1 protein-coding gene is annotated in these 1,072 nt (G+C 61.6%); it reads left to right on the top strand.

Annotated elements, in window-relative coordinates:
- Positions 1 to 1,072, top strand: a 1,072-nt coding sequence (locus ABW22_RS15860; protein WP_157648696.1) for a PAS domain-containing protein, incomplete at both ends; no start/stop codon positions are given.

The raw sequence follows: 1,072 nt of genomic DNA, 5'->3' as shown, positions 1-1,072 counted from the left end.
AAATCGCGGTGTCATCCGCATCCACGCGCGCAAGCTCCCGCTGAAAGATGCCAGTGGTGCGGTGACCCATATTCTGATCACCGCCGAAGACATCACCGAGCGTCTGGCCGCCGATGTCTGCTTGCGCCACAGCGAGGCGCGCTTTCGCAGCCTGACCCACCTTTCTGCGGACTGGTACTGGGAACTCGACGAACAATTTCGCTTCACCATGCTGTCCGGTGGCGCAACGAGTCAGGTCAAGAGCATCATTGGTGACTACTTGGGCAAGACCCGGTGGGAGAGCAATGACACCTCCCGCAACCAGGCGGCCTGGCCGCTTCATCGCGCCCAACTCGAAAGGCACGAGACTTTCCGTAATTTCGAGTATGAGCGCGAAGACAAGGACGGCAAGGTGCTTGTCTTCTGCATCAGCGGGGAGCCCATCGTCGACGCCAATGGCAAGTTCATCGGTTATCGCGGCGTAGGCACCGACATCACCGCGCGCAAACAGACCGAGACGGCGCTTCGGGCGAGCGAAGCGCGCTTTCGCACCGTCGTGGCCGCGCTGGCCGAAGGCGTCGTGCTGCGCGACGCAGACGGGCGAATCGTCGACTGCAATGCCAGTGCCGAACGCATCCTCGGCAAGACCCTGGCCCAGATGAAGGGGCAAACTTCGATCGCGCCGGAGTGGCAGCTGCTGCGCGAAGACGGCTCGCTGATGCCTGAGGAGGGCCGGCCCAGCGTCATCGCCAAGCGCACCGGTCTACCCCAGTCAAACGTCGTGGTCTGCTACCGCAAGCCTGACGGCAGCGTTTTGTGGCTGCTGATCAACTTACAGCCCCTGTTTGAGGGCCCAAGCAGCGCTCCGTCCGGCTTCGTCAGCACCATCACCGACATCACCCAGCGTAAACGTGCCAAGATGGAAATTGTCAGGCTCAATGTCAACCTGGAAAACCGGGTTTCCCGCAGGACGGCCCAGCTTGAAGCGGCCAACAAGGAGCTCGAAGCGTTTTCGTATTCAGTGGCGCACGATCTGCGCTCTCCGCTGATCGCCATCGACGGCTACTGCGCCTTGCTGCAAAAAGCGGTGCCA

The sequence above is a fragment of the Thiobacillus denitrificans genome (genome assembly GCF_001530125.1).
GTDB lineage: Bacteria > Pseudomonadota > Gammaproteobacteria > Burkholderiales > Thiobacillaceae > Thiobacillus > Thiobacillus denitrificans_C.
Note: the sequence above shows the minus strand (reverse complement) of the source record. Positions and strands in the feature narration are given on the sequence as shown.